The sequence below is a fragment of the Levilactobacillus lanxiensis genome (genome assembly GCF_016861655.1).
GTDB lineage: Bacteria > Bacillota > Bacilli > Lactobacillales > Lactobacillaceae > Levilactobacillus > Levilactobacillus lanxiensis.
Genome location: NZ_BOLN01000005.1, coordinates 86,453 through 112,240, shown reverse-complemented (window position 1 = coordinate 112,240; position 25,788 = coordinate 86,453). Strand labels below are relative to the sequence as shown.

Genomic DNA, 25,788 nt, shown 5'->3' with positions numbered 1-25,788 from the left:
CTGGTCTGAGATAAGTACTAAGTTTTTACTGAAATTAAAAATAAGACACACAAAATTCCGTAAAAAGAATTTTGTGTGTCTTATTTATTTGGGAAAAATTTTAAGTCAGAGACAAATTGATGATCGGGTAAGGGCGCCCGTCCGCGTCGAGGGGATTTTGAGAAATAATCTTAAATCCCTGACGCTGGTAAAAGGCCAAGGCGCCCGGATTTTGCGCGTTCACCGTGACCGTCTGGAGATTCGCTGTTTTCATCAGGATACGGATGATCTGTTGACCGTAGCCGTGGCGGAAGTAGGTTGGGTCCAAGAAGAGCATGGCCAGGTCGCTGCCAGCCATGCCAGTGAAACCAATCAGGTGTCCGTCCAGTTGCCATCGCCACAGTGTGACCTGCGCAAAATATCGGGGCAAGTCACGCTGAATGGCTTCACGGTCAGCTAGGCTTAAGAAATGGTGGGTCGCCGTCACCGAACGCGTCCAAATGGCCGTGAGTCGAGGATAATCGGCCGGTGTGGCCAAGGTATGGGTAAGCATGGGGGAGAACCTCCGAATTTAATTTTAGGGTAGGACTGATAGGTCTATCTTAGCAAGAAGCGTCGTTGGGGGCCAGCAAGGGCAATCACTGTTTCGTCCAGATGAACAATGGTAAACTACCATATAGAAGTAACTGTTAATGAATCCAATCAGTAAGGGACTCGATACGAAAAAAGTGAATAAAAAAGCACCAACCAGCAAATGCTGATTAGTGCTTTCAAGATTAATCATATCTAGAAACTAGACACGCGTAACCTTACCTGACTTCAAAGTCCGAGCTGAAATCCAGACTTTTTTCGGCTTACCGTCCACTAAGATGCGAACCTTTTGTAAGTTCGGCTTCCAAGCGCGACGACTTGAATTCAAAGCGTGAGAACGCTTGTTACCGAAGCGCGTCCGCTTGCCGTTGAGAAAATCCTTTGCCATGGCGTAAACCCTCCTTTATGGATTCATTACTTTTAAAAAGCAGTGCTTTTTACTCACCTGAATAATTTACCATACAATTTTGTGGAAAGCAATGTTTTCTTTCAAGGAAATTTACTTGACACTTATTTACCGTAAGAACAAGCATTTCAGAGTTCCTATTTCTATTTTTGCTTGGGTTGTGGTAAGATTAATTTCTGTTAAAGATTCTATATCCAGACAAGGAGGCTATTTCCATGGCCGTAAAGATTAAAACTCAGTACGGAACAATTGATATTACCAATGAAGTGATTGCGACCGTTGTTGGGGGAGCCGCGACTGATAACTATGGTGTCGTGGGCATGGCAAGTAAGAATCAGATCCGTGACAACGTTAACGATATTTTACGGCGGGAGAATTATGCCCGCGGGGTCGTCGTTCGCCAAGAAGAGAACGGGGTTGCCATTGACGTGTACGTGATTGCCAGCTACGGAACCAAGATTTCCGAAGTGTCACGCAGCGTCCAGTCTAAAGTTAAATATAACCTAGAAACAATGCTGGGGGTTACCGCAAACTCAGTGAACGTCATCGTACAAGGGGTGCGGGTATTGGCTGATTAGCCAGTCGTACTGAAATCAAGGAGGAAACTTAGTTGAAAGTAACAGAAATTACTAATCTTGAGTTTGGTAAGATGGTCCAAGCCGCCTCGCAAAAGCTAAACCAAAACGCTGATTTTATTAATTCATTGAACGTCTTCCCAGTTCCTGATGGGGATACTGGGACCAACATGAGCCTGTCCTTACAAAGTGGGGCCAAGTACGAACGCGATGCTGATAGCACGGCGGTCGGTGTCCTGGCCGTGGCTTTGGCCAAGGGCTTACTGATGGGCGCCCGGGGAAATTCCGGTGTGATCCTGTCCCAAATTTTCCGTGGTTTTTCCAAAAAGTTAGCTGACAAGCAAACGCTGACGGCCCAAGATTTGGCCGATGGCTTCGCAGCCGGCGCAGAGACCGCCTATAAGGCCGTTATGAAGCCAACAGAGGGAACTATCCTGACTGTTGTTCGTGAAGGCGCTCAGGCGGGCTTAAACACGGCTAAGGAGTCCGATGACGTCTTAGCTGTCATGGACGCCGTTTTTGAAGCGGCCAAGGCTGCTTTGGCAACCACGCCAGACTTACTGCCTGTCTTGAAGCAGGTGGGCGTTGTGGATTCCGGTGGCCAAGGGTTGACCTTTGTGCTGGAAGCCTTCAACGACTCCCTGAACGGCCGCGTCTCTGAAGAGGGCGACTACAAGCCAGACGATGCTGAAATGGACGAAATGATCGACGCTGCGCACCATCAGAGTGTTCAGGGAAAATTAGATCCTAACAGCATCAAGTACGGTTACTGTACCGAAATCATGGTTCGTATCGGTCGTGGGAAACAAGTTGACCACGACTTTGATTACGATACCTTCTACAAGTATCTCGCTGATTTAGGGGATTCCCTGTTGGTCGTGAACGATGAAGAAATCGTCAAGGTTCACGTCCACACGGAACACCCTGGTAAGGTTATCGCCTGGGGCCAAGAATTTGGTGATTTAGCCAAGGTCAAGGTTGATAACATGCGGATGCAACAGGAGACCATCATGGAACACGATGAAGAAACTGGAGCCGCTCCGGTGGCCACAGCAACCGACGAAGCCCCTGCCGATACGGCCATCATTGCGATTGCCGCCGGTGAAGGTCTCGGGACGTTGTTCAAGAGCTTAGGCGTGACCCACGTGGTCAACGGTGGGCAAACCATGAATCCAAGTACGCAGGATATTGTGGATGCCATCAACCAAAGCCAAGCCAAACGGGCCATTGTGTTGCCTAACAACAAAAACATTTTCTTAGCCGCTGAACAAGCCGCTAAGGTCGCTGACGTTCCAGCCGTTATCGTCCATTCCAAGACGGTTTCGCAAGGGATGACGGCCATGCTCGGTTACAATCCAGATGCTGAATTGGCAGAAAACCAAGAAGCCATGGAAGATAATCTGAGCGCCGTGAAGAGTGGTCAAGTGACCCACGCGATTCGCGATACCCAACTCGATGGGTTTGACATCAAGGAAGGGAACTTCATGGGCATCGTTGACGGGACCATCAAAGTGACCGACGCCGATCTGTTAAAGACCGCCGTGGACACGGTGAAGGCCATGCTCGATGATGAGAGTGAAATCATTACGATTATTTACGGTTCTGACACGACGGCCGAGGTTGCGGAACAATTGCAACAACAGGTCGAAGCGTTGGATGATGATTTAGAAACAGAAGTTCATGAAGGGGACCAACCGGTTTACCCATTCTTGATTTCGGTTGAATAACCGGTAAACGAAAAAAGATTGGGCTAATGGTCCAGTCTTTTTTTCGCTATCACCAGTGACGGGAGGGAAGCACATGACAAGTTTAAGCGATAGCGTCGCCGCCTTAGCGGGGGTTGGCCCCAAGCGGGTTCAGGCGCTCAAGAGTCTCGACATTGAAAATATTAATGATTTATTGACCTACTTTCCCTTCCGTTACGAAGACCTACAGGCCAAGGACCCGGCCGAATTAACCGACCAGGCCAAGGTGACCTTGAAGGGAACGGTTGCTGGAGCACCAGTCTTGACACGGTTTGGTCGAAAGAAAAATCGGTTGAATTTCCGGTTGTTATTGGATGAACACACCGTGATTCCGGTGACCTTTTTCAATCAACCCTGGTTAAAGGATAAGCTCGAGGTCGGCAATGAAATTGTGGTCTACGGGCGTTTCGATGCCAAACGGCAGAGCCTGGCGGGGATGAAAATTTTGGCCAGTGCCGACAGTGGCATGGGGTCCATTTACCCGGCCAACAAGGAAATCCGGCAGGGCACGATTCAAAAATTGGTCGAATCCGCGTTTGACGCCTATGAACCGGTGATTGTCGACCTGATTCCCGAGGGCTTACGCGACCAGTACCGCTTGCTCCACCGCAAGCAAATGATTCACGACATGCATTTTCCAGCCGACGCCAACGCGGCCCAAGCAGCCCGCCGGACGGCCAAGTTTGAGGAGTTTTATCTGTTTGAACTACGTTTACAAATCGTACGAGAACAGGACCACACCTTACATGGCCAGGCCTTACACTACGATTTGGCCAAGCTCAAGGCGTTTATCGATTCACTGCCGTATGAGTTGACCGGTGCGCAAAAGAAAGTTGTCAACGAAATTTGTTTTGATTTGAAACGACCGGTCCACATGAATCGGCTCCTGCAAGGGGATGTCGGGAGTGGGAAGACCGTCGTCGCCGCCATTGCCATGTACGCCGCGATTACCGCGGGGGCCCAGGCGGCCTTGATGGCACCCACCGAAATTTTAGCCGAACAACACGCCAATAATCTGGCCAAGTTGTTTGCTGATTTTCCAGTCAACGTGGCCCTCTTAACTGGGGCGACCAAGGCCGCGGCCCGCAAGACCCTGTTACCGCAGATCAAGCAGGGCGGTGTGGATCTCTTGATTGGGACCCATGCGCTGATTCAGCCCGAAGTCGACTACCATGACCTGGGCTTAGCCGTGATCGATGAGCAACACCGTTTCGGGGTGAACCAACGCCAGGCGTTACGGGAAAAGGGCCAGCAGCCCGATGTGCTAGCCATGACGGCCACGCCAATTCCTCGAACCCTCGCGATCACCGCGTACGGTGAAATGGATGTCTCGGTCATTAACGAGCTTCCCGCCGGTCGGCAACCCATCAAGACCACCTGGATTCGCAGCAATCAGGTCGACGCCACGTTGCGTCAGGTCAAGGCGGAATTGAGCACGGGCTCACAAGCCTACGTGGTCACGCCCCTGATTGAGGAATCCGAAGCCGTCGACATGAAAAATGCCGAGGCCATTTACGAACGATTTAAAGAAGAATTTGAACCGACCTATAAGGTAGGCCTGCTACATGGTCGGATGAAAGATGACGAGAAGAATGCCATTATGGATGCGTTCAAGGCCAATGAATTTCAGGTGTTGGTTGCCACGACCGTGATTGAAGTCGGGGTCGATGTGCCCAATGCCACACTGATGATGATCTATGACGCCGACCACTTTGGCTTGGCCCAGCTGCACCAATTGCGGGGCCGGGTTGGTCGGGGAACGCGGGCATCCGCTTGTATTTTAATTGCTGACCCCAAAAATCAATTAGCCGTCGAACGAATGACGACCATGACCAGTACCAATGACGGGTTTGTGCTGTCACAAAAGGACTTGGAATTGCGGGGCCCAGGTGATATTCTGGGAAGAAAGCAGTCCGGGGTCCCTGACTTTAAGGTGGGTGATCCCGTGGCCGACCTCAACATTTTAAGCGCGGCACAACAGGCCGCTAAGGAAACCGTCGCGTCACCAAATTGGGCGGACAAGGACGATAACCTGGCCCTGGCAGCGTTTCTCAGCACCACCGCGCACCGCAACACCACCATGGATTAGCCAAAGGAGATTACTCATGAAAATTGCTGTAGATGCAATGGGCGGCGACTATGCGCCCGCTGAAATCGTTAAGGGCATCGAATTAGCCCGTGACGCGTACCCAGACATTGAATTTTTACTGTACGGTCAAGAAGAAAAGGTCCAACCGCTATTACAGGACAGCACCCGCATCAAATTGATGCCAGCGCCAGAAGTGATTGCCATGGAGGACGAACCCGTTCGTGCCGTACGGCGGAAGAAAAATTCCAGCATCGTACTGGCCGCCACGGCCGTCCGTGAGGGGGAGGCGGATGCCTTTTTCTCCGCTGGGAATACCGGGGCCGTCTTGGCTGCCGGGCTGCTGATTGTCGGCCGAATCAAGGGTATCGATCGGCCCGGCTTGACGACCACCTTACCCGTCTTACAAAAGCCAGACCAATCGAGCTTTGTGATGCTGGACGTGGGGGCCAACGCCGATACCAAGCCATTTAACGTCGTCCAATACGCCATCATGGGCCAGTACTATGCCCAATCCGTCATGCACGTGGAGAACCCCCGCGTCGGCCTGTTAAACAACGGGACGGAAGCGGACAAGGGTGACAAGAATCACCGGGCCATCCACGAAGCACTGTCTGCGATGGACGAAATTAATTTTGTCGGCAACGTTGAATCCCGTGAATTACTGAATGGGGCGGCGGATGTGGTCGTGACCGATGGGTTTACTGGAAACGCCACGTTGAAGGCCATCGAAGGCACTGCACTGTCCATGTTAAAACTGATCAAGGGTGAAATCATGAGCGGCGGTCTGGGCGGTAAAATCGGGGCCAGCATGTTGAAGCCAGTCTTCCGCAACGTTCAGAGCGCCATGGACTACTCCCAATATGGTGGGGCCGTGCTCTTGGGCTTGAAGGCGCCGGTCGTTAAGACCCATGGTTCCACCAAGGCACCAACCGTTAAGAACACGATTGGTCAAATCCATGAATTGATTGCCAGCAAGAGTGCGGACCAGTTAGTCACTTACTTTGCCGAACACGGCGAGCAAATGAGTGCCCTCAAGGAGTCCCTGAAGTAAACGCCTATAATGGGTTAAACGACCGTTGAGTCGCCTTACCGGGCGAGAAAAGTGGGCCGGAACGCTGGGGGCAGGACGCCCAGAGCCAAAGGGCGGTCTCTGGGCTTGCTTTGAGCCTCTAAGAGCGAGTCTCAAAGTCACCATTTCTTGTTTGACGTTTTAACGTCAAACAAGAAATCCCCCGGCTGAGCCCATTTTTCTCGCCCTCACGGCTTAGCGTTGTTTAGCCCATTTAGGTGTTCATATCGGGAGCCTCTCTTGATGTCAGCTGATTGCCAGAATGGTATGGGCCGGTGTCATCGCAACCGTTCCCGGCGGCGGATTCAAGTTGCCCTGCTGTGGGGAACGGTTCCAGCCGGAGGAGCAGGCTTCCACCTCGACTTTGAGCCTGAGCGGCGGTCTCAAAGGTCGTCCCGTGGTCTAGGCTGAGTGGAGAAACCTCAGCCTAGACCACCGACACAGCGCCGCCTCTGGTCACTGACGGTGACGTCACCCGTGTTTCACGTTCTTACGGTTTGGCGTGGTTTAGCCTGTGTAGGCATTCGCGTCAGGAAACTTTCTTGATGCGAGAGATGCAGTCGTCAGGTGATTACCTGGCAACATGAATCCGAGAACATGCACGACACGGGTTAAATGAGTGTGAGCCGCAGGGCTGGTGAAAATGAGCTCAGCCGTGGGAGTTGCCTTAGCGGTTTACCGCTTAGGCAACTGCTATCTTTGAGATGTGGGCTTCGGCTCAAAGTAAGTCTGGAGACCGAACTTTGGCTCCAGACGGGCGCCCACAGCGCCACGGCCCATTTTCACCAGCCCGGAGGCGGAAGAAACAACCAGCTTAACCCGGATGATTAATTGGCTAGACAAGGACCGGCAAAACGGTTAGACTACTATTTGAATACTGTGAGCGAGGGATTACAATGACAAAAGCAGAAATTTTTGACAAGATTGCCGACATTATTGCCGACCGTTTTGAGGCTGACCGAGATACCATCAACGAACAACTGAACTTCAAGCAGGACTTAGACGCCGATTCCATTGATTTCGTGGAATTCGTCTTGGAACTGGAAGACACGTTTGGCGCTGAAATTTCGGATGAAGATGCTGAAAAGCTGAACACCATTGGTGAAGTGGTCGATTACATCGACGCCCACCAAAACCAAGAAAAATAAGTTATTTGAGCGAGTCCGGGCCGCAGGTTAAGTCGTCCCGGGCTTTTTCAATCTGGAAATATTTCCCAGTCAGGAAGCCAGTCCACCACCAGAATTATTTTCTCGTGAAAATTCTGTGTGATTTCCAGTGAAAACGGCTGGATTCAGGTATAATAGTGACTGTGTGTGTCTTTTGGATTGGGTAATAAGCCAGTAACATTTGGGGATAACCCGTGTTAGGAAGACATTAATTAAAGTAACCAATATCAAGAAAATTAAGTTGGGTGACCAGGGTAACTGTCAGCAGTCGGATTACGGGGATCCATGCCTTAGATGCGGACCAGTTGGCCATTTAGTTAGATTGAGAGCTTGTTGGGTGTTGCCTTAGCCGGAGGAGGTCAGGGCCACCACCCTGTGACGGTGTTCTTAGGTTAGGTGAACTTCCTAGCCTTAGAACACGGGCCAAGCTGTAGATTCACGGTTTTTGTGAAGCTTCAGCTTGAGGTCAAAGACCGCTTCTCAGGCTTTGACCGTGTCCCATAGGGTGGTGGTCCTGGCAGCCGCAGGCGAATCGAGGAACACCCAACGTATTGAAGAAATGAGGGAATTAGCGCGTGATTGCTGGATTAAATCAAGAATTAGCAGAAAACTATGATATACATTTTAAAGATCAGTCGTTGCTTGACGAGGCGTTTACTCAGGCCTCATATGTGAATGAACACCCGAACCAGGGGCTGAAATTTTACGAACGCATCGAATTCTTAGGTGACGCTGTGATGCAATTGGTTGTCTCCAATTACATTTTCCGCCGGTACCCCAAAATGCCGCAAGGCCGGTTGACGCGGCTACGGGCTGCCATGGTCAACGAACAAAGTTTTGCGAGTTTCGCTCGTGAATGCCACTTTGACCAGTACATTCGCTTAGGCAAGGGTGAGGAAAAGGCGCAGGCTCGGCAACGGGATTCCCTGCTCTGTGATATCTTCGAATCCTTTGTTGGTGCTCTGTACATGGATCAGGGACTGGAAAAGGTTGTGCCATTTGTCACGAAAGTGGTCTTCCCTAAGCTAGACGAAGGCCGTTTCGATGAATTCTTTGATCACAAGACGGAATTACAAGAACTCGTCCAACAAAATGGACCCGTGAACATCGAATATCGATTATTAGATGAAGAGGGTCCCGACAACGACCGGGCCTTTATGGTGGCCGTTTACGTGAACGACAAGCAGCTAGGCGAAGGCCACGGCCATTCGAAGAAGCATGCGGAACAAAATGCGGCGCGGCATGCGCTGGAGAATCTGAAAGTAGAGTAAGGATGACTAACGATGCGGTTAAAGACATTAGAAATTAGCGGGTTCAAGTCCTTCGCGGATAAAACCCGAATTGACTTTTTGCCGGGGATGACCGGCATCGTCGGCCCCAATGGGAGCGGTAAAAGTAATATTTCCGAAGCGGTTCGGTGGGTCTTGGGGGAACAGTCCGCGAAGAGCCTGCGGGGCAGTAAGATGCCCGACGTGATCTTTGCGGGTTCAGCCGACCGGCACCCGTTGAACCGGGCAGCCGTTTCGATTACGCTGGACAACAGCGACCACTATTTAAAAAGTGATTACACCGAGTTGACCATTAGCCGGGTGCTCTACCGGTCCGGCGACTCGGATTACCAATTGAACGGGCAAAGTTGCCGGTTGAAGGACATCACGGAACTCCTGATGGATTCAGGGATGGGACAAGACTCCTTCTCCATTATTTCTCAGGGGCGCGTCGAGGCCATTTTCAACAGCAAGCCCGAAGACCGACGCAACATCATTGAAGAGGTCGCGGGCGTTTATAAATACCGAAAGCACAAGGAAAAGGCGCAGCGTGAACTGGACGACACCACGGCGTATTTACACCGGGTCGAGGACATCATCGCCGAGCTGGAAGGCCGCGTACAGCCGTTAGAGGAGCAGAGTAATCTCGCTCAGGACTATCTGGATCAGCAGGAAAAATTTGCCCTGCTGGACCGGACGCAACTGGTGCGGCAACTCCACACCGAGATGACGCAGAAGCAGACGGCGGATGCCCAGGTCACCGAGAAACAGGACCAGGTCACCACGCATCAGGCTGCCGAGAAAGCCCAGACGACGACCGTCAATGACCTCAAACAACAACAGACAACGCTGCTGGCGACCAAGGATGGCCTGCAGGCCAAATTGGTGGCGGCAACGCAGCTGGTGGAGCAGCGTCAGGGGCAGGTCAACCTGTCCGGTGAGCAGCAAAAGCACCAAGACGAGCAACGTCAGCGCTTAGAGCAACAACTGACGACCTTGCAGGCGCAGATGACCACTAATCGCGAGGCATTGACTAAGGCTGAGGCCTCGGTTGCCGAGCTGACGGACGCCATGAAGACGGCGAAGAAGGAAGCCCGTGAGCTGACCCAGGCCACGGATCCCCAAGTGATTGCGGGATTGCGTAAGGACCTCGAAAACTTGCGGACGACCTACTTCGATCAGAAGCAAGACGTTGCCAACTGGCGTAATCAACGGCAGTATTTGCAGCAAAACCAGGAGCGCCTGCAACAGCGGGGGCAACGGGTCGCACAGCAATTGACCGAGCTCCAGGAACGGGCGCAGTCCGCCCAGGCTGAGGTCCAAACCTTAACGACCCAGGCCACCAGTCAAAAATCAGCGTTAAATGAAGCGGAACAGGGACTGGATGCCGAAGCCGGGCAGTATCAACACCATCAAAAAGAGTATCAAACCCTACAACACAACTGGCAAGCCGCTTTGGAGGTCTACCAGCGCGCCCAAACCAAGGTAGCTAGTCAACAGGCTTCCTCCGCAGAATACGGTGGCTTTTATCAGGGAGTTCGGGCTATCTTAAAGCAACGAGACCATTTCCGGGGACTCCTCGGGGCGGTTTCCGAGCTGTTACAGGTCCCCGAACGCTATACCAGCGCCGTTGAATACGCGTTGGGTGGCCAGCTGCAACAGGTCGTGGTCGACGATGAAACGACGGCCAAGGCCGCGGTCGGCTACCTGCGCGAGCACCGCGCTGGGCGGGCCACCTTTCTGCCATTGAGCACGGTGCGCGGCCGGCAAATTGACCGCAACACCCTGCAACAGGTGCACAGCATGACGGGGTATCTGGGTGTCGGGAGCGAGCTGATCAGCATTGATCAATCCGCCGCCATTATTTTGGATTACCTATTAGGCACCACTATTTTTGCCGCTAATCTGGATACGGCGGTCGCCATCAGCCAACGGATTCACCACCGGTATCGCGTGGTCAGTCTGGCGGGTGACGTGGTCAGTGCCAGTGGGGCCATTACCGGGGGCCAATCCCGGCAGAGCCACAGCAGCGTGCTCCGGCAACAACAGGAACTTCAACAGCTGCAGACCACTATTGCCCAGATGCAAAAATCCCTGACCGAACAGGAAGCTAAAATTAAAGCGCAACGAACGGCCTTGACGGCTAGCGAACAGCGAAGCCAGGGCTTTCAGAGCACGATTAACACCCTGCAACCACAGTGTCGGCAATTAGACGATCAGCTGGCTAATGCCCAGACGACTTTAGAACAGGCCAATCGGCAAGTGAAAGCCGCCGAGTTGGAAATTCAACAGGCTCAGGACAGCGATGCGGATGACCAAGGCAGCCAGTTAGCCCAAAAGATCACAACGGGTGAACAACAGGTTGTGGCGACCGAAAAAGCCATCACTGACCTGCAACAGAAAATTTCGATGGTCACGGCCGAGCAGTCGCAAAAGCAAGCGGCCTTGACGGCTAAGCAAACGTGGTTGGCGGGCGCCAAGGAACGTCACCAACAACAATGCGAGACCATCAAGGCGTTGCAAGAGGATGTGACCGCTGATGAGGCCACCGCCAAGACGGTGACCACCGGCTTGGCCGACCTCAAGCAACAGGCCACGTTGACGCCAGCCGATGCGCAAGCGCAATTAGAGCAGGCCCAAGCAGACCGTGAGACGGTGCAAACAGACCTGGACCAGGCCAATGCGCAATTGACCACGGTCAACGATGACCTGGAAGCCGCCGAGACGGCCAATCAACGGACCAGTGGCTTACTGCAACTGGCCAACGATGATTTACAACAAGCCCAGGTCCAACAGGCCCGGTTAGCCGCCTTGATCGACCAGCAACAGAACCAGTTGGCTGAGAAATACCAGCTGAGTTTAGCCGCAGCCGAACAAGACATCAGTGAATTGCCCGCCGATGAACTGGCCGTGCAACTCAAGCTGTTGAAGCGGGGGCTGGATGAAATCGGTCCGGTCAACCTCAACGCCATCGATGAATACAAAGAGGTCAAGGAACGCTACGACTTTCTGACCCAACAACGTGACGATCTGGTCACGGCCAAGGAACAGTTGACCGCGACCATGACCGAGTTGGATGGGCAGGTCAAGCGCCGGTTCAAGGCCAGTTTTGACCAGATTGCCGCAAAATTTACGGCCACGTTCAAGCAGATGTTTGGTGGGGGCAAGGCCGAACTCGTTTTGACCGACCCGACCGACCTGCTGACGACGGGGGTCGACATCATGGCTCAGCCGCCTGGCAAGAAGTTCCAGAATATGGGGCTCCTTTCCGGGGGGGAACGGGCGTTGACGGCCATCACGCTTTTATTTGCCATTTTACAGGTTCAACCCGTGCCATTCTGTATTCTGGATGAGGTGGAGGCGGCACTTGATCCGGCCAACGTGACCCGGTTTGCCCGCTACATTCACCAATTCCAAGATCAAACGCAATTTATCGTCATCACCCATCGGAAGGAAACCATGGTGCAAGCCGATATCCTTTACGGGGTGACGATGCAGGAATCCGGCGTCTCTAAGATGGTCGCCGTCGACCTGGACCAAGAAACCACTCAGGAAAGGAAGCAATCCTAATGGGATTATTTGATATTTTTCGCCGGCGTGCTAAAAAGGAGCCGGCCAGCGAGGCACCAGCCAGCAGTGAGGCTGCCGTAGACTCTTCTGCAGCAGCCACACCCGCTAGTGAAGCGCCCGTAGCCGCCTCTAGTGCGGCACCGGTCACAGCGACCTCGGCAGCGGAAACGCCAGACTCAGCAGCGACTGAAACGCCTGACGAAAGCTCTGTGGCGGCCAGCGAAGCACCAGTTGCGACTAGTTCAGCGGCCGAGGCACCAGCCGAACCAGCCGCATCAAGCAGCGTAGCAGGCGTCGTGGCAACGTCAGCACCAGACTCAGCGGCTAGTGAGGCCCAACCCGTTGTTGAACCAGCGGCGTCGGTCGCCTCTGAGGCGCCATCCGAGGATGAAACGGTTACTGAACCGGCAGCCAGTGAAGCTCCAGCCGCGTCAGTAGCAGCTGAAGCCACCGACCAACCCGCCGCAACTGCGCCGACTGATGAAGCTGAAACGGCAGAAACTGAAACGACTAAAGCCGATGAAGTAGAACCAAGTGAAGCAGAACCAGAAGCAGTCACAGCTGAAGAACCAAAAGCAACTGCGGCAGAGACGACGGAGTCCGCTTCAACCGAACCCGCAGAACCAACTGATGAACAATTGTACGATAAGGGTTTGGAAAAGACCCGGACGACCTTTGGCCAACGGTTGAACGCTTTATTGGCTAACTTCCGGCACGTGGATGAGAGTTTCTTTGATGATTTGGAAGAAACCCTGATTGGTGCCGACGTGGGCTTTGACATGGCCGTGAAGCTCAGCGATGAGTTGCGTGACGAGGTCAAGCTACAAAACGCCAAGAAGTCTGCCGACGTGCAAAACGTTGTGGTTGAGAAGTTGGTTGAGATTTATGACGCCGCCGGTAACGACGAGGAGAGCACCGCGCTGAACATGGCAACTGATGGCCCAACCGTGATCCTGTTCGTTGGGGTCAACGGGGTCGGTAAGACGACCACCATTGGGAAGATGGCCAACCGGTACCACCAGGCTGGCAAGAAGGTCTTGTTGGCCGCTGCCGACACGTTCCGGGCCGGGGCAACCGAACAGTTAGACGTCTGGGCCAAACGCGCGGACGTGGACATTGTCAAAGGGAAGCCGCAATCCGACCCAGCTGCCGTGGTGTTTGATGCCGTTAAGAAGGCCAAGGAAGAGGACTACGACATTCTCTTTGTCGACACCGCTGGTCGGTTACAGAACAAGGTCAACTTGATGAACGAACTGGAAAAGATGAAGCGGATCATTACCCGTGAAATTCCCAGCGCGCCGCATGAAGTTCTCCTGGTGCTGGACGCAACGACGGGGCAAAATGCCTTGACGCAAGCAAAATTGTTTAAGGAATCTACCGCCGTGACCGGCATCGTTCTGACCAAACTGGACGGAACCGCTCGTGGGGGAATCGTGTTAGCCATTCGCAACGAGCTCCACGTCCCCGTGAAGTTTATTGGGTTGGGCGAACAGATTTCTGACTTACGGCCATTCGACCCGAACGAGTTTGTTTACGGCTTGTTCAAGGGCTTGATCGACGTGAAGGCGTTGGATAAAAAAGCTTAGCTAAAGGAAACGACCCCGCCGATGAAAGTTGGTGGGGTCGTTTTTATTTTGCGGTAAGGTCGGCTCGTCACCAGATTACCCAAAATCAGCGAAAAAAATTGACGAAACCGCTAAAAATCGGTATTCTGGTAGAGTGTGACACGAACTGGAGGACCAAGCATGGAGATTGAAAAAAATTATCGAATTAATTCCTTATTTGCGTTCTACCAGCCGCTACTGACCGCAAAGCAAAATAATTATATGCAGCTGTACTATGGCGACGACTACTCTTTGGGCGAAATCGCCGAAGAGTTTAACGTCAGTCGGCAAGCGGTTTACGATAATCTGCGACGGACGGAAAAAATCCTCGAAGATTATGAGGGCAAGCTGCACCTCTACCAAGAATTCACGGCGCGCAACGACCAGGCTGATGAGATTCAGTCTTACGTGGCGGCCAATTACCCGCACGATGCCAAGTTGAATCGGCTGGTGGCGGGTCTCGAAAATCTAGAAGAACAATGAAAGTTAGGTGGCAATACGAATGGCGTTTGAAGGATTAACTGAACGACTACAAAACGCAATGCGCAAACTTCGGGGAAAAGGCAAGGTCTCCGAAAGTGATTTACGCGAAACCATGCGAGAAATCCGGCTGGCCTTGCTGGAAGCCGACGTTAACTTTACCGTGGTCAAAGACTTCGTTAAGCAGGTCCGCGACCGGGCAATGGGCGCCGACGTTCTCGAAGGCTTAAACCCTGCACAACAAATTGTGAAGATCGTTGACGAAGAACTGACTAAGACGATGGGTGACGAAGCCGTTCCCCTGAACAAGTCGGCTAAGATTCCAACGATCATCATGATGGTTGGGCTTCAAGGGGCCGGGAAAACGACGACTGCCGGTAAGCTGGCGTTGAAGTTAAAGAACGAAGAAAACGCCCGTCCCTTAATGATTGCCGGAGACGTTTACCGGCCAGCCGCCATCGACCAATTGGTCCAAGTGGCTGCCGGCATTGACGTGCCCGTCTTTGAAATGGGCACCGACGTGGATCCCGTGGAAATTGTTCGCCAAGGGTTAGCCCAAGCGGAAAAGGACCACAACGACTACGTCATCATCGATACGGCTGGTCGTTTACAAATTGACGAACAGCTGATGGATGAACTGGCCAACATCAAGAATCTCGCGCACCCAGACGAAATCCTCTTGACGGTTGATGCCATGACTGGGCAAAACGCCGTGGCCACTGCCGAAGGATTCAACGGCAAGCTCGACGTGACCGGGGTCGTTCTGACCAAGTTGGATGGCGATACCCGTGGTGGGGCCGCCTTATCCATTCGTTCCGTCACTGGTAAGCCAATCAAGTTCATCGGGCAAGGTGAAAAGATGACCGACCTGGACGTCTTCCACCCTGACCGGATGGCGTCCCGAATCTTGGGCATGGGCGATATGCTCTCCCTGATTGAAAAGACCCAAAAAGACTTTGACGAGAAACAAGCCAAGGAGTTAACCGAAAAGATTCAGGAAAATTCCTTTGACTTTAACGACTTCCTCGACCAAATCGAACAGATTCAAAAGATGGGGCCAATGGATGAGTTAATGAAAATGATTCCCGGGATGGCCAACAACCCAGCGCTGAAGAATGCGCAGGTCGACCCCAAGGATATGAATCACCTGAAGGCGGTCGTGTACTCCATGACGCCACAGGAACGGACTAATCCGGACGTTCTGAACCCCTCACGGCGGCGACGCATCGCGGCTGGGGCTGGTCGGCCAATTCATGAAGTGAACCGAATGATCAAGCAGTTTAACCAAATGAAGAAAATGATGAACCAAGTTTCCAAGGGGAACATGTCCGGCATGGAACAGCTCATGGGCAACTCAGGAATGGGTGGCGGCATGGGCGGTGGTATCAGTGGTCGCATGCAAAAGATGGCCATGAACCGCATGACTCGGCAAATGAAAAAGAACAAGAAGAAACGTTTACGGGGCAAGAAGCGGAAATAGTTTCTGATAGACTAAGCAGGTTCGAGGATGACGATGCGTAATCGTTGTGCTGGGGCCTGTTTTTTGTTGGATTCGGGGATGTGGCAAGCGTCTATCTAACGGAAAATAATGACTGAGCAGTCAAAAACTGTGCTGACGAAAGATTAACGAAATGTGGGTTAAATCAGTGTTAGCCGCAGGGATGGTGAAAATGAGCTTAGCCGTGGGAGTTCCCTTGGTGGCTTGGCCACTTAGGGAACTGCTATCTTTGAGACGCGGTTCCTAGCGGCTCAAAGTAAGCCTGGAGACCACCCTTTGGCTCCAGGCGCGCGCCCACAGCGTTCCGGCTCATTTTCACCATCCCAGAGGCCGGGCAAAGACCAGTCTTATGGCTAACCCTATTAACTTTTAAATACCTTTTGGGTAGACGCGGTGAAATCATTCCGGTATACTGTTCCTAAAGCAACCATAAGGGAGTAACTAGCAGAGCGATTCTGCGGCAATACCCGTCAGCAAGATTTCTTTGGAACTGGTGTCCAACCAGTTGCCAATCCGGGATTGCCTTAAATAGTGAGACTTATGTGTGTTCACAATTTATTTTGTGTGCACGCGTGAGTCTCTTTTTTTACCCCCGAAAATGGGTGAAAGATGGGCTTACGAGCACACCACAGGAGGAATTGGCAAATGGCCAAATTACCGTTTTATCAGGAAACCGTTACCGACTTGTACCAGCGCTTGCAGACCAGCGAGCGCGGGTTAAGCTCGGCAACCGCACAGGAACGTCTCACCACGAATGGACACAACGTCTTGAATCAGCAGAAGACCACGTCGTTGGTGCAGAAATTTTTCGCCCAGTTCAAGGACTTCATGATCATCGTCTTGCTGGTGGCCGCGCTGATTGCCGGACTGACGGGTGAGGTCGTGGATGCCGTCATCATCCTGGTCGTGGTGGTGTTAAACGCCATCTTCGGGGTCTTTCAGGAGGCCAAGGCTGAGGAAGCCATCAACGCCCTGAAGGAAATGTCGGCGCCCAACGCCACGATTCGCCGAGACGGTCAGGTGATGACCGTTAAGAGCGACGAGCTGGTCGTGGGGGACATTGTTCTGCTAGAAGCTGGTGATATCATTCCCGCCGACCTCCGTTTGCTCGACGTGGCCTCATTAAAGGTCGAAGAATCCGCGCTGACCGGGGAATCGGTGCCCGTGGAAAAGGCAGACGCCCTTCTGACTGGTGCGGACCTGCCTATCGGTGATCGCCACAACATGGCGTTTATGAATTCTAATGTCACGTATGGTCGGGCGACCGGGGTCGTGGTCGCGACTGGGATGCAGACGGAGGTCGGCCGAATCGCTGGTATGATCGAAGCCGCCGATGAGACTACCACGCCGCTCCAGGCCAACCTGACCCAGTTAGGGAAGTCGTTGACCATCTTGATTCTGGTGATTGCGGCCATCGTCTTTGCGATGGGGATGTGGCGGCAGGCCGAGAGCCTGATCGACATGCTGCTGACGGCGATTTCTTTGGCCGTGGCCGCGATTCCAGAAGGGTTACCCGCCATCGTGACGATTACCTTGGCGTTGGGGACCCAGCGAATGGCTAAACGTCACGCCATCGTCCGGAAGCTGCCCGCCGTGGAAACGCTGGGAAGCACCGACATTATCGCCTCGGATAAGACCGGGACGTTGACGCAAAATAAGATGACCGTCGAAAAGGTTTACGAAGACTTACGTTTAGCCGACGCCCACACGGTTGATTTTGACCGCGAGGACCGGTTGGCACAGGTCATGATTCTCAGCAACGATACCAAGGTGACGCCGGATGGCTTAGCCGGTGACCCCACCGAAACGGCGCTGGTGCAGTACCAAATGGACCGCAACTACCCGGTTGACCAGGTCTTAACGGCCATGCCCCGGGTCGCGGAGATTCCGTTTGATTCCGAGCGAAAACTCATGTCGACGGTCCATCCCTTAGCGGACGGTCGTTTCTTGATTGCCGTCAAAGGGGCGCCGGATGAATTGCTAAAGCGCGTCACACGGTTATCTAAGGGTGGCGCCATTTCCCCGCTGAGTGATGCGGACCGGCAACACATCCTAGATACCAACCACAACATGGCCACTCAGGCCTTACGGGTCCTGGCGTTTGCCTACCGCATCACGGATCAGGTGCCCACCGACATGACCAGTGAGAGCGTGGAAAATGACCTGATTCTGGCTGGGATGGTCGGCATGATTGACCCCGAACGCCCAGAGGTGGCGCAGGCCGTGGCGGATGCTAAATCTGCTGGGATTCGGCCAATGATGATCACCGGGGACCACCGCGATACGGCCGCCGCCATTGCGGTGCGGCTGGGTATCATCGACAAGGGTGAGACCGATGCCGTGATTACCGGAGCCGAACTCGATGAGATGGACGACGCGACATTTGCTAAGAAAGTGAGCGACTACGCGGTGTACGCCCGGGTCGCCCCCGAGCACAAGGTCCGCATCGTCAATGCCTGGCAGAAGCGCGGCAAGGTCGTTGCCATGACCGGGGACGGGGTCAACGATGCCCCCGCTCTGAAGGCCGCGGATATTGGGATTGGGATGGGTATCACTGGGACCGAGGTTTCCAAAGGAGCCAGTGATATGGTTCTGGCCGACGACAATTTCTCCACCATCGTGGTCGCCGTGGAAGAGGGACGGAAGGTCTTTGCTAACATTCAAAAGGCCATTCAATACCTGCTGTCCGCCAACCTAGGGGAAGTCTTGACCCTGTTCATGATGACCATGTTGGGCTGGCAAATTCTGGCGCCGGTCCACATTCTCTGGATCAACCTGGTGACCGACACCCTGCCAGCCATTGCGCTGGGGGTCGAACCCATGGAACGCAACATCATGAAGCAACCACCACGGGGGCGGAAGTCTAACTTCTTCTCCGGTGGCGTCTTCGGCGGTATCATCTACCAGGGCCTGTTAGAGGGTGGCATCACGCTGTTCGTCTACTGGTTGGCGTTGACCTACCCGGCTCACGCAACGGCCAGCCTGGCCCACGCCGATGCCTTAACCATGGCGTTTGCGACGCTGGGGCTGATTCAACTGTTCCACGCCTTTAACTCCAAGTCGATTCACGGCTCGATCTTCACGGTCGGCCTCTTCAAGAACAAGTTCTTCAACTGGGCCATCGTGATTGCCTTTGCCTTACTGGCCATGACGATTCTGGTGCCCGGCTTGAACGGCATGTTCCACGTCGCACACCTGGATGGCTTCCAATGGGCCATCGTGCTGGTGGCTTCGTTTATGATGATCGTGATTGTGGAAATTGTTAAGTTCTTCCAGCGCCGCGTGTTAAAATAAAGATTAACAGCGCCTCCGGACCGGTGAAAATGTGCCGGAACGCGGTGGGCGCCGCCTGGAGCCGAAGGGCGGTCTCCAGACTTACTTTGAGCCTCCTAACTCGAGTCTCAAAGATAGCAGTGGTCTAAGCGGTAAACCGCTAAGGCCACTCCCACGGCTAAGCACATTTTCACCGACCCTGCGGCTGACACTGGTTTAGCCCGCGGGCGTACAATTGGTTTGTGTGGTAGCGTTGAACTTGAAACAGGTTAACCTCATCTAAGCGACGTGCGTTCTTGTTTAGCCTAAAGTTGTCTACCACTAGCCAGTTAAAATAAATTTTGAAGTTACTCAAAAAAACTGCCCACTCGTGTGTTTTTCGAGTGGGCTTTCTAGTATCCGAAAGGAGTTGGGACGATGGCATTAACCTATGCGACTTGTTTGCAGGCCGCCGATGTTATTTTAAACAGTGGGGCCGTGCCCACGATTGTTGGGGAAGCCGGCATCGGGAAGTCTGCGCTGGTGGCCGATTTGGCGCAGCGACGGCAGGCAAAATTGTTTACGACTGTGGTGAGTTTGGTCGAGAAGGGTGACCTGGTGATCCCCGTGCCGCCGTTGACCGCCGATTCCTTTGTGCAGACGGCTAAGTATGGGTCGTTGGCCGACGTGCAGTTTGGCTACTCACACACTCTGGTTGCCATGATTCGCTACGCCGAGGCCCATCCCGACCAGGAAATCATTTGGTTCTTGGATGAGTTCAACCGGGGCACGCAGGCCGTTCAGAGTGAACTCATGAACCTGGTGCTCCAGCGGCAAATCAACACGTTGACGCTGCCGGACCAGGTGCACCTGATTTTGGCGGAGAACCCGGATGCCACGATGGCGGGATTTGCCCAGAGCCACTACGGGGTCACGCCGGGGGATGCGGCGATTGCCGATCGGACGACACGGTTGGTTTTGCAGGCCGACGTCCCGTCTTGGCTGGCGTGGGCGACGACTGTTGTTGACGGGCAACCACGGATTGATCCGCTGGTCACAGCCTATCTCCAGGAGACACCCGCGGATCTACACGTGGTCGCCACGGATAATTTGGAAGACGACGACCTCCAACCGACGCCACGAGCCTGGGAGCGTGTTTCGCGAGCCCTCCGTGAGTTGGAACGGCAGGGACTCTTCAGTCAAACGGCCGTGATGACGGCGATTATTCAGGGAAACTTAGGCGTGACCGTGGGGACGGCCTTTGCCAGCTACGTGACCACTCAGCGGCCCGGCCTGACGGTGGAACAGGCGTTGACGGCACCGGACGCGGTCACCACCTTTCAGACGCTAACCGCCGCACAGCAACAGACGATTTTACAGAACTGTTTGGCGAGCCCGGACTGGCCACTGACGGTCGATGCCACGGCTAGCCGGTTCACGGCGTTGCTCAGCGTGTGCCCACCGGATGGCCAGTTCGCGATTGCCCAACAGATGGCGGCTCAGCCAGACTTATTGGAAAATCTGTCCGCTGCTCAGGATCACCCCGGTGTGGCAGCGCTGTATCAACAGTTAACGATGATTGGTAAACGCAGTAGCGAAATCGAGGTGTAGGCCATGACGAGTCTGACACAGGACCTTCAGCGACTTCGGCAGGCCACACCCAGTGATCAACCGGCTGCGGCTCGGCAAGTGTACCGAAACGCCGTCTTGTATCTGTTGCAGCACGACCCGTTCTATGGACACGTGTTGAGTCGGGTGACGGTGACCGTTGCCAATCAGCGTGCGCCGTTAGGCCTGGTACCCACGGAACGCGACTGGCAGTTGGCCTTGGGTCCCGATGCGCTGGCGCAGACGACTTGGACGGGCCCGCAATGGTTAGCGATGCTGCGGCACACGGTATTGCATTTATTATGGCGGCATCCCGAGCGCTACGCCACGGCGCTTCGAACGTCAACCCAAGCCGGACTCGTCCGTTGGGCCACGGATGCGGCGGTCAACGACTACCTGACGGATCTTCCGGCGTCAGCCGTGACCAGTGCCAAACTCGCGACAGCGTTGAGCGAACCCGTTTTGCCACGACAGGATTCGGCGGTTTATTTACGTCAGCTCCGGCAGTGGCAGACCCAGCAACAGGCCACCACGCGGGACCGACAGCTGGGTGGCCCGACGAGTACGGACTCGGCTGTGACGCAGGATGGCCACACCGGCTGGCGGGGCGCGACTGATCAGGCTGCGACAAACCGCGAACAATGGCGCTCTCAGCTCTTTCAGGCCGTGAGCACGGATTTGTCCACCAAGCAGCGTGGCACGTTGTCTGGCAGCATTCAGGCAGCCCTCACGCCGACAGCGGCGCAACATCCGTTGGATTGGCAGTCCTTGCTGAAACGGGGACTGGGGCAGGTGCCCACGGGTCGGCAAGCGGCTTACGGCCGGTTCAACCGCCGCCAGCCGGTGAGGATGGATTTACCGGGTGAAATCGTGCAGACCTGGCGGCAGGTCGCCGTCTTTGTCGATGAATCCGGATCCATGGGCAATCGTGAAATTAGTTACCTGCTGGGGCAGATGGCCACGTTATTGGCCGTTTATCCCGCGCAGGTGACGGTTTATCCGTTTGATACGGTTGTGGACCCAGCCAACAGCTTTGCCCTGGAGAAGCGCCCCCAGCGCCTGCAACGGACGGGTGGGGGTGGCACCCGGTTTCAGGCGGTCTTTGATGCGCTGCCCCGTTTGTTTGCCGGCAGACCGAACCAGATTGTTGTCATTTTGACCGATGGCTATGGGGAGGAACGGCTACGGCCCACGTTACCGGTGACGGTGCTTTGGCTCCTGACGAGTCCGGTCAGTCAATTTTCTGTGAAACAAGCCCCGGGGACCGTGGTCAGCCTGACTACCGACCCGCAGTGGCAAGCGTTGAGGAGGGATGAATGATGTTAACGGCTAGCGAATTACGTTCCTTGATCCAACAGGATGCGGCCTACCGCAATGCATGGGCCATCCTGACCGGCGAGTGGGCGTCACGGGCCGAGGAAAACCCGCTGTTCCGCGCACCCATGACAATTGCGGATTTAAAATTTGCGCGGGACCTGCAGGCGGCCGGTGTGGTGCCGACTAAACTCGATTTTGACGATTATGCCGCCGTTCAGGCCTGGATTACGACAAATCGTTCGTCGTTGACCGGGGATGATCTGGCTTGGTTGCAAAGGAATTTCGATTAATTTCAAGGTGTAAAGAAAAAACCCTTTACATCATATCCAGAAACTGGTATATTATTACACGTTGAAAGAAATACAGGAGGTGTCTACATGTCAGTTAAGATTCGTTTAAAGCGAATGGGTTCTAAGAAGCGCCCATTCTACCGGATTGTGGTTGCCGACTCACGGAGTCCTCGTGACGGTCGTTTCATCGAACAAGTTGGAACGTACAATCCAGTTACCCAACCTGCTTCAATCACGTTGAAGGAAGAATCTATCATGAACTGGTTGAACAATGGTGCTCAACCTTCAGATACGGTTAAGACTTTACTCTCCAACGCTGGTATCATGAAGCAATATCATGAAGCTAAGTACACTAAAAAGTAGTGATTAGCAATGACCGATTTTAAGGCATTAATTCTAGCAATTGTTAGCCCACTCGTGGAGCATCCCGAGGACTTGGTGGTGACACCGGTCGAAACGGAGCGCTTTTACGAATATCGGTTAGCCGTTCACCCCGATGATGTCGGACGGGTGATCGGTAAACAAGGCCGCGTGGCGCAGGCAATCCGAACGATTGTCTACAGCGTTCGCGTTCAAGGCAATAAGCGAGTACGGCTCATCATTGATGACCGTCCCGCACAGAAACTCGAGTGAGGCGGCAACGTTTCCTCGAGTTTTTTGTTATAAAAAATTTGAAATTAACATCTAAAATAAATTACTCAAAATTAGGGAGGCAAAAAATTTGGCTTATTATACGGTAGGGACCATCGTGAACACGCACGGCATCAAGGGTGAGGTCCGTGTCATTGCGACCACGGACTTCCCAGAGAGTCGCTTTGCGGTCGGATCAACGCTCTATGCGTTTCAGCAGGGCCAAAGCAAGCCCGTCACACTGACCGTGGCGACCATGCGTAAGCACAAGAATTTTTACTTGCTGGGATTTGAAGGCAAGCCGTCGATCAACGACGTGGAAATTTACAAGCAGAGCACGCTCAAGGTCACGGATAATGAATTAGAAACCGGCGACCTCCAACCGGGTGAGTACTACTATCACCAAATCGTGGGTCTGAAGGTCGTCACCGAAGACGGAGAAGAACTGGGCGAAATCAAGGAAATCTTGTCACCGGGCGCCAACGACGTATGGGTCGTGGACCGGCCAGGCAAGGACGACCTGTTGCTGCCAAAGATTGACGATGTGGTTAAAAAGGTTGACTTGGATGCCGGTCAGGTCACGGTAGAATTGATGGAGGGACTCGAGTAATGCGCATCGATGTGTTAAGTTTATTTCCCGATATGTTTTCCGGCCCCATGCACGATTCCATCGTGGGCAAGGCCATTCAAAATGGGCATCTGACCATGCCCGTCACCAATTTTCGTGATTACTCGACCAACAAACACGGCAACGTCGACGACTACCCCTTTGGTGGGGGTGCGGGGATGCTGCTGCAGGCCCAACCCATCTTTGACGCATTAAAAGCCACGCAGGAACAAGCCGCAGCCGAGGGGTTACCTAAGGGACGCGTGATTCTGCTGGATCCAGCCGGCGTGACGTTTACTCAGCACGTGGCCGAGGAGTTTGCCCACGAGGAGCATTTAACCTTCTTGTGCGGCCATTATGAGGGCTATGACGAGCGGATTCGTACGCTGGTGACGGATGAGGTCTCCCTGGGAGACTTTGTCCTGACCGGTGGAGAATTGGCCTCAATGGTCATGATCGACGCCACGGTGCGCCTATTGCCCGGCGTGCTGGGCAATTCGGAGTCGGCCCCTGGGGATTCCTTCTCATCCGGTTTGCTGGAATACCCGCAATACACGCGGCCAGCCGATTTCCGGGGGATGAAGGTGCCAGATGTCCTGACCAGTGGCGACCACGGTAAGATTGCCGAGTGGCAACAAAAAGAAGCCTTACGGCGGACCTACCAACGACGCCCAGACCTGATTGATCACCGGAAGCTGACCGCAGAACAGAAGCGGTTATTAGCGGACGTGCGGATCGAAGAGGAAGAACAGCAGGGTAAAAAGTAAGGAGTCAAGAAAATAACCTTTACAGGCATTTCTAGATATGATACACTTACTTTTGGCTGTTTAGCCACAGAAACAACATTCCGCTGTCGAAACTGAGGATGAATGTTGGCGAAAGGATAGAATACATTATGCGCCAAAACAATTTAATTGCTAAGATCAACCAAGAACAATTACGGGACGATGTTCCAGACTTCCGTGCCGGAGACACTGTTCGGGTTCACGCCCGGATCGTCGAAGGTACCCGCGAACGTATCCAATTGTTCGAAGGTGTCGTAATCAAGCGTAAGGGTGCTGGCATCCAAGCAACTTACACGGTACGTAAGATCAGTAACGGTGTCGGTGTGGAACGGATCTTCCCATTACACTCCCCACGTGTTGCTAAGATTGACGTTATTCGTCAAGGTCGTGTACGTCGTGCTAAGCTCTACTACCTCCGTGAACTTAACGGTAAGGCAGCGCGGATCCCAGAACGCCGTCGCAACTAGTGACATTCAGAGAAAGTCAATCACTTCGGTGGTTGGCTTTTTTATTTTGTCTCCTTGATTCGTATAACCGAGTGCTGTATTGGGGTTGGCGAAGTGGGGACGGAATTAGTATGTAGCTTTATGTGTGGATGAGACGATATAATGGACACACATAAGCGAGAAGAAGGTCATTTTGATGATTGATCCAGAGATGCTGAATGGACCAGTAAAGTTATTTAGGAATGGAAATTCGTATGCTTTTCAACTTTCTAAAAGCGATTGCGAGTTTTTTGGCGTAGATGGTGAGACTGTTTTTGAAAAAATCATCTCCCCGGATGGCAAGAAAGTCACTTTTAGAAAGGTCGAACAAGTTAGAATGACTGTTTTGGAAGCGGCTAACGGGTTATTTGATGAACATGAGGGCCTGATGAAAAGGCTAGAAGACCTATGATTTTTCTAGCCTAAGGAAGGCTAAATAAATTGATTTTAATTTGGGCATTCAGTATCCGTAAAGCTGAGATATTTGGTTGAAGGCCCCAGCAAGTGGTGTGATAGAGGAGAGATTGAGATGCGGAAAAGAGTGCTGAGATATTTGTTATCCTTGATCTATGGGGCAGTTCCAATGATGATTCTGCTTAATTGGCATACGCAAAATGGTTGGCGGATTTCGATAACCCCCTATACAGCCTGGGTATTTCTTAGCTGGTTATTATGCTACCCCTGGTTAAGAGGTAAATTAGGATACTTGTTTCTGAAGTCTGACAAAGATAGAAGAATGGCATCAAATGGTGTTACCTCGTATCCATGGCAATA

The 25,788-nt window shown here is 53.2% G+C and carries 22 protein-coding genes; 20 read left to right on the top strand and 2 right to left on the bottom strand.

All coding sequences use genetic code 11. The annotated features are described in order from the left end of the window. Positions 1 to 100: 100 nt before the first annotated feature. Entirely contained in the window at positions 101 to 532 is a 432-nt protein-coding gene (locus JUF22_RS07460) for a GNAT family N-acetyltransferase (protein ID WP_203645159.1), read from the bottom strand. Between the two features lie 240 nt (positions 533 to 772). After that, positions 773 to 958 carry a 50S ribosomal protein L28 gene (rpmB, locus tag JUF22_RS07455; protein WP_048736175.1) on the bottom strand — a complete coding sequence of 62 codons (186 nt, stop codon included), beginning with the start codon at positions 956 to 958 and terminating at the stop codon, positions 773 to 775. A gap of 233 nt (positions 959 to 1,191) precedes the next feature. Here rpmB and JUF22_RS07450 point away from each other — a divergent pair, with 233 nt between their 5' ends. The 20 genes from JUF22_RS07450 to JUF22_RS07355 all read left to right on the top strand — a co-directional run bounded on the left by JUF22_RS07450 (position 1,192) and on the right by JUF22_RS07355 (position 25,426). Beyond that, positions 1,192 to 1,554, top strand: a complete 363-nt coding sequence (locus JUF22_RS07450; protein WP_061776403.1) for an Asp23/Gls24 family envelope stress response protein — start codon at positions 1,192 to 1,194, stop codon at positions 1,552 to 1,554. 32 nt (positions 1,555 to 1,586) lie between these two features. Further along, complete coding sequence (gene fakA, locus JUF22_RS07445; protein WP_203645157.1) at positions 1,587 to 3,278, top strand: DAK2 domain-containing protein; 1,692 nt, start codon at positions 1,587 to 1,589, stop codon at positions 3,276 to 3,278. 73 nt (positions 3,279 to 3,351) lie between these two features. Beyond that, positions 3,352 to 5,385: an ATP-dependent DNA helicase RecG gene (recG, locus tag JUF22_RS07440; protein ID WP_203645155.1), complete on the top strand. Its 2,034-nt coding sequence runs from the start codon at positions 3,352 to 3,354 to the stop codon at positions 5,383 to 5,385. A gap of 16 nt (positions 5,386 to 5,401) precedes the next feature. Then, entirely contained in the window at positions 5,402 to 6,436 is a 1,035-nt protein-coding gene (gene plsX, locus JUF22_RS07435; protein WP_203645153.1) for a phosphate acyltransferase PlsX, read from the top strand. Positions 6,437 to 7,350: 914 nt separating this feature from the next. Further along, entirely contained in the window at positions 7,351 to 7,602 is a 252-nt protein-coding gene (gene acpP, locus JUF22_RS07430; RefSeq protein WP_203645151.1) for an acyl carrier protein, read from the top strand. Positions 7,603 to 8,195: 593 nt separating this feature from the next. Then, the gene (rnc, locus tag JUF22_RS07425; protein WP_203645149.1) at positions 8,196 to 8,891 is read left to right on the top strand and encodes a ribonuclease III; all 696 of its coding nucleotides are present in this window, start codon (positions 8,196 to 8,198) and stop codon (positions 8,889 to 8,891) included. Positions 8,892 to 8,903: 12 nt separating this feature from the next. After that, a complete protein-coding gene (gene smc / locus JUF22_RS07420; RefSeq protein WP_203645147.1) occupies positions 8,904 to 12,458 on the top strand; it encodes a chromosome segregation protein SMC in 3,555 nt (1,184 codons plus the stop codon). Beyond that, on the top strand, positions 12,458 to 14,044 hold the full coding sequence (gene ftsY, locus JUF22_RS07415) for a signal recognition particle-docking protein FtsY (protein WP_203645140.1): 1,587 nt from the start codon (positions 12,458 to 12,460) through the stop codon (positions 14,042 to 14,044). Before smc ends, ftsY begins: the two co-directional genes overlap by 1 nt. A gap of 159 nt (positions 14,045 to 14,203) precedes the next feature. Next, complete coding sequence (locus JUF22_RS07410; protein WP_125762399.1) at positions 14,204 to 14,545, top strand: putative DNA-binding protein; 342 nt, start codon at positions 14,204 to 14,206, stop codon at positions 14,543 to 14,545. 19 nt (positions 14,546 to 14,564) lie between these two features. Beyond that, complete coding sequence (gene ffh / locus JUF22_RS07405; protein ID WP_203645138.1) at positions 14,565 to 16,022, top strand: signal recognition particle protein; 1,458 nt, start codon at positions 14,565 to 14,567, stop codon at positions 16,020 to 16,022. A gap of 663 nt (positions 16,023 to 16,685) precedes the next feature. Further along, positions 16,686 to 19,334: a cation-translocating P-type ATPase gene (locus JUF22_RS07400; RefSeq protein ID WP_203645136.1), complete on the top strand. Its 2,649-nt coding sequence runs from the start codon at positions 16,686 to 16,688 to the stop codon at positions 19,332 to 19,334. 396 nt (positions 19,335 to 19,730) lie between these two features. Then, positions 19,731 to 20,903, top strand: a complete 1,173-nt coding sequence (locus JUF22_RS07395) for a P-loop NTPase family protein (protein WP_203645134.1) — start codon at positions 19,731 to 19,733, stop codon at positions 20,901 to 20,903. 3 nt (positions 20,904 to 20,906) lie between these two features. After that, positions 20,907 to 22,220, top strand: coding sequence for a vWA domain-containing protein (locus JUF22_RS07390; protein WP_203645132.1), 1,314 nt, complete (start codon positions 20,907 to 20,909; stop codon positions 22,218 to 22,220). Continuing rightward, positions 22,217 to 22,507: a hypothetical protein gene (locus JUF22_RS07385; protein WP_203645130.1), complete on the top strand. Its 291-nt coding sequence runs from the start codon at positions 22,217 to 22,219 to the stop codon at positions 22,505 to 22,507. The genes JUF22_RS07390 and JUF22_RS07385 overlap by 4 nt, the downstream gene beginning before the upstream one ends. A gap of 87 nt (positions 22,508 to 22,594) precedes the next feature. Next, complete coding sequence (gene rpsP, locus JUF22_RS07380; RefSeq protein ID WP_020088982.1) at positions 22,595 to 22,870, top strand: 30S ribosomal protein S16; 276 nt, start codon at positions 22,595 to 22,597, stop codon at positions 22,868 to 22,870. 9 nt (positions 22,871 to 22,879) lie between these two features. After that, the gene (locus JUF22_RS07375) at positions 22,880 to 23,140 is read left to right on the top strand and encodes a KH domain-containing protein (RefSeq protein ID WP_203645128.1); all 261 of its coding nucleotides are present in this window, start codon (positions 22,880 to 22,882) and stop codon (positions 23,138 to 23,140) included. A gap of 88 nt (positions 23,141 to 23,228) precedes the next feature. Continuing rightward, the gene (gene rimM, locus JUF22_RS07370) at positions 23,229 to 23,747 is read left to right on the top strand and encodes a ribosome maturation factor RimM (protein ID WP_203645126.1); all 519 of its coding nucleotides are present in this window, start codon (positions 23,229 to 23,231) and stop codon (positions 23,745 to 23,747) included. Beyond that, positions 23,747 to 24,511, top strand: coding sequence for a tRNA (guanosine(37)-N1)-methyltransferase TrmD (trmD, locus tag JUF22_RS07365; protein WP_203645124.1), 765 nt, complete (start codon positions 23,747 to 23,749; stop codon positions 24,509 to 24,511). Before rimM ends, trmD begins: the two co-directional genes overlap by 1 nt. A 128-nt stretch (positions 24,512 to 24,639) precedes the next feature. After that, positions 24,640 to 24,996, top strand: coding sequence for a 50S ribosomal protein L19 (gene rplS / locus JUF22_RS07360; RefSeq protein WP_048736156.1), 357 nt, complete (start codon positions 24,640 to 24,642; stop codon positions 24,994 to 24,996). A 175-nt stretch (positions 24,997 to 25,171) separates the two neighbouring features. Beyond that, a complete protein-coding gene (locus JUF22_RS07355; RefSeq protein ID WP_203645117.1) occupies positions 25,172 to 25,426 on the top strand; it encodes an AbrB family transcriptional regulator in 255 nt (84 codons plus the stop codon). The last annotated feature ends 362 nt before the right edge of the window (positions 25,427 to 25,788 follow it).